The organism is Solibacillus silvestris, from assembly GCF_051967575.1.
Taxonomy (GTDB): domain Bacteria; phylum Bacillota; class Bacilli; order Bacillales_A; family Planococcaceae; genus Solibacillus; species Solibacillus silvestris_B.
This window is the reverse complement of record NZ_JBQCJW010000055.1, coordinates 1-9,816: the sequence shown is the minus strand read 5'-3', so window position 1 is coordinate 9,816 and position 9,816 is coordinate 1. Positions and strand designations below refer to the sequence as shown.

The window sequence follows — 9,816 nt, the reverse complement described above, 5'->3', positions numbered from 1 at the left end:
AATTCCTAAAAAATTCAGCACCTTGGAAAAAATGAATAAAAACGGATTGGTTTTAGTGAGCTATGAATAATTCAGGTAATTTTTTCTTAGAGAGTTTTTCGCTAAAATACTTTTCTTAAGCAACTTATCTTGTTCGTCTACAATTGAATAATCGCTAATCTCGAACTTTAATTCTTCAAAAAGATGCGTAAATAATTCGTTAACCTTATTTTCCACTTCTATCTCTCCTTAATTCACACGCTTTTATATCAATTAAATCTATATTTTTTATCGCCATAATATGATGACTATTTTCTGGTAGTTCATATTCTTTATATACAGTTGTTTTAGGTATATAATCCTTCAATGATTTATTAATATTTCCTGTAATAATATAATCAATTTTATATAGTGCTTCATAAATCTTGTTGTTTTCCAATATAGAAATAGCTATTTTGCTTATTGTAGCTTCGATATTAGCATTCATTTGACGTTTTCGAACTAATCCATCTGTAGCAGTTGGAGTTGGCAGCGTATGAATTATTGTTGTTGCTAGAAAATGTGAATTCTCTATATTTATTGTTAAATCTTCTCCTACAATATTTTCATGGAATTCAACTAAAGATAGAAGCCAAGGATATTCTAAAAAATCTGACTTCACTAAATCATTAAGGTTCATTAAATTCTCACTATAGTTTACTTTTACATGGGGATTCATTTTATGACAAAATAATAAGAATTCTTCTTCACTTAATTCTGTAAATACTTTTTTTATTAGATCCGAAACTTTATTTATACCATTTTCAAGTTTTTGGTATTGTATAATAATTTCTTTATCATGCTGAAATTTTATGTATTCATTTTGAATAAAATCCATATTTTCATTATAGTATGAATTAAAATTCTGAATTATTTTATCCTTTAAATAGTACACATAATATGATTTAGGCAAATTCTCATAATTTTCATCCAAAATGTCCTTTATATCCGTTAGGTTTATTTTTTTATCATAATTTAAAACAGCAGTCTGCCTATTGTAATGCCTTATATTAATGTGTTTGTCAATAAACCCTAAAAGGGTAACATATACACTTTCTATATATTCATTTAATAGCCCTTTTTGTTCTAGCTCTTGCTTCTTGTCTGTGAATTCATAGTATTCTTCAATTTTTTTCTTTGTTAACTCTTCTATATTTAATAAAGTACAATATGAATCTCCACTAGAATATTCATAAATAGAAAACTTCTTAAAAGCTTCGTTCACTAGTTCATTCTCTTTTACATATTTAAACAATTCTAAAGGACTCATTTGAGTTGAAGAATTTGAACTTGAAGGTGCTTTTGAAGCTAGTAAAGCCTTTTTCAAAGTATCAATATCAGAAATAGTTTTTCCATTTGATTCAATACGTTCAGCCGCATGTAAATATGCTTTCTTAATTGTTTTATATTTCCCGTATACCGATTTTCCAAGTAATAACCATATCGCATCTCTATAATTACTTAAGGAGTCAACTCCATAAGATTTCACTTGATGAATTTGAACATAATTCTCATCTTTTATTATTGAAAAATCCTCTAAGTATTCAAACTCCAAACTATGTTGATTAATTAATTCTATATTTTCAATCGAATTAATCATATAATCAATTACAGCGATAATGGCTACCTTACCTTGATAGCAAAAACCATTCCAACTATGTGTCGCATCAAATTCAACTTTTTTCTCAACAGCAGTATTTACCACTATTTATATACCTCCTCGATCTTATTTCCGAAATATTTACTAAAACCATTGAAATGTTTCAAATACTCTTAAATAAAACTATGAAAATACCTCAGCAGAATATAAGTTATTATAAAATCGCCGAGGTAAAGTTATCTTTATTTATTATTGATTGATTGATTGACGGTATCTACTATTTAGTCCATCAATACTCATATTTTCACTCAAGTTTGTATGTGGGATGAGCAAATAACCCCATTTTTTACCTTCATGCTCTAATTCATGTTTAGAGGCATGTTCACACCATGCTGTTACGGCTTTTGCTTTTTCAATAACTACTTCATCTTGCAGTTCGTTTTCAGCTTTAATTTCGCAAATTAATTTCATTTCATCTGTTTCTATTACGAAATCTGGATAATAAGTTTCTCCTCGTCCGTAATAAATTTTCAATTGACCTACAGAAGGCTTAAACCATTTTAAAATCTTTGGATCGTTTTCACAGATAACTGCAAATTTACGTTCACTATCTGAATCAAATTTTTGAACGCGATACAAACATTTAGAAAAACCGCTAAAAATCATACTTTTTATCTTACTCTTATCTTCAACAGGACTTCTAAAATTACGTTCACCATCTTCTATAACCATTGTGTAGTGAACTGGAGATAAATGTTCGTACCCTTTACTCACTCTAACATCATATTGATTATCAGATGCTTGATAATAATGTTGTTGCATTTGTTCATGGATTCGTTCGGCTAATAGTTTTTGGTTATAGATAAGTACATTTTCTACCGCTTCATTATTCGGTAAATATGATTTCAAATGCTCAACTAATTGTCCCACAAGATTATAAAGCAATTCTGCATGGTCATCGTAAGAAATATCAGAGTAATTCATAAGCTGCGATACAATATAGTTTTCAAGTCTTTCCTCTTTATAAATTGATGTATTAGTATTTAAAGATGAACGTTCACTAGTTCTTAAGCTTTGAATAATAATTTTTTCATCTACGGGTTGAAGATGAATATTGCTTACATCTAACGTAAACTCTTTATATCCCCATGTTACATCACCAACTGGTTGAATAACGACACGTGGAATATCAATACTATGTTGAATATGGTTACTAATAGAAGTGTTAACAACGTGTTCCACAAATTTTTCAGTTTCTTCAGGGAATAAATCGAGTTCTTCAAAGTTAAGGTTTTCTTTTACTTCTTTCACTATTTCTGCGCGTATTTCAGGCTTTTGAAGACTTTGTGAATTTGGTAAATATTCAAACCGTTTCATAGCTTGTTGTGTTAACTGTATAGCTTCTTGTACACGTTCAGTAGTAAAGGTTGATTGTGCTTCAGGCTTGTTAGTTACTATCTTCTCAACCTCTGCTTGTACTTCTTGTTGAATTGTATCCGTCATTGATGTAGGTATTGTAACTGCTTGTTTCTTTTCAACAGCAACATCTTTTCCAATAATGACACCTGTTCGAATAATAGAGTTAGGGTTATTTGCTTCATCAACAATCTCTTGGAAACGGTCGTGAGCTACAATCGTCAATCTATCTACCGCCTGATTACCTGTTCTTTTTCCATAAGGTAAACGTAATCCACGACCGATAGATTGTTCTACTAATGTTTTAGAATTAGCAGCACGTAATGGGATAATCGTATATAGATTTGTAACGTCCCAACCTTCTTTAAGCATATTTACATGGATAACAATTTCCGTATTTGAATTTGGATCTTCAAGTGCCATTAATTCAGCAATTGTTTCATCTTTCTCTTCTCCACGCTGATTAGAGTGTACAGTTATTACTTTCCCTTTGTATTGACCACTATAAAACTCTTCAGATTCCATATAATCTAGAAGTTCTTGAGCATGTGTTGTATCTTGAGCAACAACAAGAATAAATGGTTTTACTAATGGTTGATTCGTTTGTCGACTATATAAATCAAGTTCAGCCTTTGTCTCTTCGTGAATTCTTACACCATCCATTAACTTTAATCGCTCCAAAACACTTTCTTGCCCAACATAATCATCTACATTAAAATTCTCTCTCGTTGCAACAGTTGGTTCCTTGACATAACCATCTTCCATTGCTTTATGTAACGGATAACTATAAATGACATTTTCAAAAGGAATTGTATTTGTACTCGTTTCAACTTGAGGTGTGGCAGTTAATTCCAACCCGATAACTGGTTTTAATTCATTTAGTACATTTACACCTGCTGTAGCTCGGTAACGATGAGATTCATCCATTAACAACACTAAATCAGGTAGTGAAGCAAGGTATTCAAAATAACTTTCCCCAATATATTCGCTTAATCTCTTAATTCGTGGTGCTTTTCCACCTCGAACTTCTGCATTAATTTTTGAAATATTAAAGATATTAATATGAATCTCATTCTCTTTAAACAAACTATCCTTAACATACATTTTTCCAGAATCATAATTGTCACCAGTAATAATACGTGGTTCATTAGCTGCTATTTCCGCAATTCCTTTAAATACATATTTAGGTGTACCCGGTGTGAAATCTTGAATTAATTTATTATAAATCGTTAAGTTTGGGGCAAGAACGAAGAAATTCTTCATGCCCTTTTTAATGTACAAATATGAAATAAACGCACCCATTAAACGAGTTTTCCCCACCCCTGTTGCTAATGCAAAACACATGGATGGAAAATCACGTTCAAAATTTGCAACTGTAGGATAAAGTGATTGAATCTTTTCAAGCTCAAGTTTTAATGACTCTTCGTCATGCTTTTGTAAATGGAGCGTCTCGATAATATCTGCTAATATTTCTAATGATTCTTTTTGAGGTGTTCTTAAACTTAATCGTGCAGAAATGTTTTTTACTTCTTTATTCATTGGAGTCCTCCTCGACAAATAATGACAATTGCTCTTTATTGTGATTTACAAGTTCGTCTATATTTAAACTATAGTCATCTCTACCGTATTCACAGTTTTTCAAAATCGAGGTAGGGATTTTTTCAAATGTAATGTTTGGATAATCATTAGGATTAGCCGTAAAAGCTTTGCAACAGACGAGTAAAGTCTCCACTTCTTTCATTTGCTCTTGTATTTGATCCGCTATTTCCCTAGTAATAAACTGAGTTGTAGTATAAATATAATCATTTTCAGTTGAGAATCCTTGTTTCCAATAAATAATCTCATCAGGTTGATAAGTAAATCCTTTGTGTCTACAAACTGCTTCTGCAAGCATAGCAGGATTATAATTAGCACTGATAATCCAGTTTCCAAACTTATCCTTTTCAAGCAAACTTGGCGCTAAACGGTAATATTTAAATCCGCCACCACCTTGCCAATCTACTAACTTAGAAATACCTCCATGATCAGTACCATCTATAACACTTATCAAACGAGGTATAACGTGAGTATGACAATGCTCACCTAACTCAATCATTATCCACTTACGTCCCATCTTATGAGCAACTGCACCAGTAGTACCAGAACCAGCAAAAGAGTCTAATACCCAATTTTCCTTGTCACTACTGTCAGTAGCTAGTTCTATACATCGTTGAATTAGTTTTTCTGGCTTTTTGCCTTTTTTAAATTTCACATTCCCCTCTTTTGCGATACCTTCCCATGATATATCCGACCATATATTAGTTAATAATTTTGTTGGAACTAATTTCCCATCAATTACATCTACGTTTTTATTGTAAAAAATAATTTGTTTACCATTTCTTATTACTTGAGTATCGTATCCGTTTCTTTCTAACGTGAAAAATTTAGCATTTTCACTTAATGAAGCATTTTTTAAATCTACTGTTTGTTTACCTGCTCCTTCATCGTCAATCTCAGCTTCCCTACATACAAAATCTGCATTTGAAAGAACAAAATTTTTAAAATCTTTATTTTTATATGGAATACTTACTCTCTCTAGTAAATATAAATACGACCAATTTGAAAATTCTTCAAAATTTAATTGCTTTGCTTTTTTTGAGAATTGTCCTCTCACATTACTCATTTTTAACATTTGAGCATAGGCAAATTGTTCTTCAAATAATACTTGAATTTCTTTATTTGATTGCTCTTTAAAAAATGTGTAATTCTCCTTAACGAATTGTCTTATATGTTCAATTCTATCTTCATTCCATGATTCTAAGAAAGCTTGGTTAAGACTAATTAGCTTCCATTCATCTAAACTTTTATCTTTATTAACCAAGAATTTGTTATATGCTTTATCAATATCATCTTTTTCAATTCTCATTGTTTTAGATTGGAATTTCGACTTATCTTTGCAGTACCACAGTATATATTCACTAGCTTTAAAAACACCTGGGTTTACAGTACTAAATGCAGAGGGAGATCTTGCCTCAATAGTTATTCTGTTAACAAAGTTACCTCTACCAAATATTTCGTCTAGTATAACTTTACAGTAATCTACCTCTGAATCATCGAGATGAATAAATAGACTACCTTCTTCGTGAAGAAGAGTATAGAAAATCTCAATTCTTCTTCTCATTAAAGATAACCATATACTATGTTCTAATCCATCATCGTAGTGTTCAAAAGCATTCCCAGTATTATAAGGTGGGTCAATATATATACATTTAATTTTCCCTGTAAATTCATCTTCTAGAGCTTTTAAAGCTAGTAGATTATCACCAAAAATAAGTCTATTATCAAAGATATCATTATCAGTGACCTTATTTTCAACTCGATAAGATAGTTCTGGGTCTTCTATTAAAATCCTCGGTTCAAGTTTAGGTGGATTATCTTTTCCAATCCAAGTTAACTCTAATTTATTTTTATTACTCATTACGGTCACCTCATATAATTTAAATAACGCTCCATTTTATTATAAACAAATTTCCCTCTATAATCTTTTGTTCTAAACGATTTTCCATGTCATTAAATAAGCGTTGTTTTTGTCGGTCAATTTCATCTTGTTCGTCATAGAGGTTTCTACGCATTTCATTACGTTTTCGTTCTTTTTCTTGGATAACTTTATTCATTTCAAGTTTTTCACGAACCATCCGTGTTAATCTTGCTTCTTTTTGTAATTGCGCTATTTCTATATCAATTTCTTTCAAATCAATTTCTAGCTTTCCCTTTAAATCTTTAGACCATTTGTCTAACTTATCAAGTTCGCGATCTAAATATGAATTTGCCTTTTCCTGTATTTCATTTAATATGGATTCTTTTTGATGCTTATAGATAATCTGTAATGTATTTTGAATTGGTTCAGAAATTTTGATTGTTTCATGCTCTTCAGCAGGTAATTCAAATAGTTTCTCACAACTTTCTTGGTCAATTTGGTTGCCTTCTGAATCTACCGCTGAAAATACTAAATGTTCCTCTTTTTCAGACGAACTAACTTTCAATAAATCTAGTGATAGCCAACCGGTCAGACCAATTAAGGATGAAAGAATACTTACTTTTCCTTCATACGCAGAATAATTAAATGTAATTTCCTTAACAGTTAAGTCACGGGATTTCGCTTGTTCAATCCATTTTTCCGCGATTGGATGTCCTAATCTGTAATAATGTACATCTTTTTGTTTCTTCTCTGGTTTCTTTGCTTGTGAAATCAATTGATATCTTTCATTTGTATCATTCAACGTAAAACTTAAAGAACTACTATTGAATTCCGCTTCATCTTTACCTTCGTAAATTGATATTCCCCAGAGAAAACGTTCCATTTTACTCATTTGTATAGATGTTTGTTCATACTGATTTCTTAATTTATCTCGAACTTCATCATCAAAATTTTCTAAGAGGTGCTTTCTGGTCTCCATCATTTTTTCTTGTATTTGCTCATCTAATTCTTTTTGTAAATCATTAAAAGCTTGCTGTATTTCTTCTGAAGTTCGACAAGTTTGATAAATTTGCTGAATCCGTTTCTCAAAATCTACTCCAGATTCTAAAGAACCTAAAACTTCATCTGATGAGCCAAATATACCGTTAAATAAATTAAATTTATTTGATAACAATTCATACACTCGCTTATCAGCAGCATTTTTTTGATTTAAAAAATTGATGACTACTACATCATACTTCTGCCCATATCTGTGGCAACGTCCAATTCGTTGTTCAATTCTTTGTGGATTCCATGGTAAATCATAGTTCACAACCAAACTACAAAATTGCAAGTTAATTCCTTCTGCTGCTGATTCTGTAGCAATCATTATTGAACCTTCATCTCTAAAATGTTCTACAATTGCTGCCCGTGTATCAATCTGTCTAGAACCTGTAATTTGATCATCATGTTGATGTTTTTCTAACCATTTTTCATAAATCCCTTTTATATGATCAGTATTATTTGTGCCATTAAATATAACAACTTTTCCTTCATAGCCATTTTGTTCAAGCATTTCTTTTAAATACTTTTGTGTTCTTCTTGATTCTGTAAATACAACTGCTTTTTCGTTTGCTTCAAGGTCTTTTAATGTATTAAAACCTGTAGATAAAGCTGTTAACAATGCTTGTCCTTTGGCATTTTCTTTAATTGATTGAGCAAGTTCATAATATGAATATAACTCTTCTCGTTCCTTTTTAGCGCTCTCTAATATTTCATTATCATTTCGACTTTCTTCTATCTCTTTTTCTTCTACTTCCCATTCTTCTAAGGTGTCATCTAATTCATCGATATCTAATAAAAAATCTGTCTCATTTATTTTAGTTTCCTTATTAATAATATCGTCTAAACGCTGGATTAAAGATAGAAGTGTATCTGATAGCGCAAACGTCGATGATGCTAATATTTTTCTTACAACTAATGTGATCAAACTTCGTTGGCTTTTTGGTAAAGCAACAATATCATCTTTTTGAAGGTAGCTAGATACTTTTTCATACAATTCCCATTCTTCTTCACTAGAGCTGAATTCTTGTAAAATTGGAATACGCTTTGTATAAGGTACATACTCTACCACTTGTCTTCTTAGCGTACGATGACATACAGGTTTAATTCGTTCTTTTAAGTCTTCAAAGTTTTGTTTTGAGATTTCTCTAGTACCATTTCCAAATTGTTTTCTAAATGTAATTTCATCTCCAAACAAGTATGGGTCAATAAAACTCATTAATCCGTATAATTCCATCAAAGTATTTTGTAATGGTGTAGCCGTCAACAAAAGTTTAGGAAATCCAGCAGTAGCTTCACGAATGACACGCCCTATTTTATTTGACTTTTTATAAACATTACGTAATCTATGTGCTTCATCAATAATAATTAAATCCCATGGAATTCGTTGTATATCCTGTTCCTTATTTCGAGCGAATGTATGAGAAATAATAACCACTTGATCTTTTTGGGAAAAAGGATGTAAATTTCCTTCCTTAATCAATTGATTGTAGTTTTTACTTTCTAAAATAATTGAAGGTATATAAAATTTTTCAATTAGCTCACGATTCCATTGCTTTCTTAAAGGCGGTGGCACAATAATTAAAATTTGCCTCTTTCTTTCTGCCCATAATTGACTAAGAACTAAGCCCGCTTCAATTGTTTTCCCTAGTCCGACTTCATCAGCTAATAAAGCCCCTTTTTCTAATGGTGCTCTGAATGCAAATAATGCCGCTTCTACTTGATGTGGGTTTAAATCTACCGTAGCACTGATTAAAGATTGACTTAAACGCCCAACAGAATCTGAAGCATTTTGTTTGGTTAATTCATACGCATAATATTGGCTTTGATAAGCTGTAGTAACTGTCATATATTTTACCTCCCGTACCATCCCATATTTATATTGTAAAGGAATAGGAGATTAATAGGAATGGTTTACCAAAAATCTACTAGGTAAAAAAAACTATATATTTTTGATCAGCACCTGGTCATGTATATAACAAAGGGGGGTGCCTGTGTTTCATGCCCCACCCCTCTACACATAAGTCATTATGTATCCATTTGGATATGTAACGGCTTTTTTGTTTTACAGCGAAAAGAGGCGTAGTGAGAAGAGCGCCAATATGGAAAGGAGGTGAAAACGATGAATAAAACATTGTTGCGTATATTAATTCGTGCAAAGGAGGTAAACAAATGGGTTGCTACTAAGCATCTTGTAGAAGTCCCATTGCCCCCTCTGTTAGGATAGATGTCGTACCGAGCTAACGTGATATGATTAAGTAAAATACACGGAGGTCGAGACGAA

Annotated in this window: 4 protein-coding genes; all 4 read right to left on the bottom strand. The window is 31.4% G+C overall.

Going from position 1 to position 9,816, the window contains the following annotated elements; all coding sequences use genetic code 11:
• Positions 1-205: 205 nt before the first annotated feature.
• Positions 206-1,723, bottom strand: coding sequence for an ABC-three component system protein (locus ACTHOQ_RS18270; RefSeq protein ID WP_440497592.1), 1,518 nt, complete (start codon positions 1,721-1,723; stop codon positions 206-208).
• Positions 1,724-1,867: 144 nt separating this feature from the next.
• Positions 1,868-4,573 carry a DEAD/DEAH box helicase family protein gene (locus ACTHOQ_RS18265; protein ID WP_440497590.1) on the bottom strand — a complete coding sequence of 902 codons (2,706 nt, stop codon included), beginning with the start codon at positions 4,571-4,573 and terminating at the stop codon, positions 1,868-1,870.
• On the bottom strand, positions 4,566-6,491 hold the full coding sequence (locus ACTHOQ_RS18260) for a site-specific DNA-methyltransferase (RefSeq protein WP_440497589.1): 1,926 nt from the start codon (positions 6,489-6,491) through the stop codon (positions 4,566-4,568). The genes ACTHOQ_RS18265 and ACTHOQ_RS18260 overlap by 8 nt, the downstream gene beginning before the upstream one ends.
• A gap of 19 nt (positions 6,492-6,510) precedes the next feature.
• A complete protein-coding gene (locus ACTHOQ_RS18255) occupies positions 6,511-9,381 on the bottom strand; it encodes an SNF2-related protein (protein WP_440497587.1) in 2,871 nt (956 codons plus the stop codon).
• Positions 9,382-9,816: the final 435 nt, after the last annotated feature.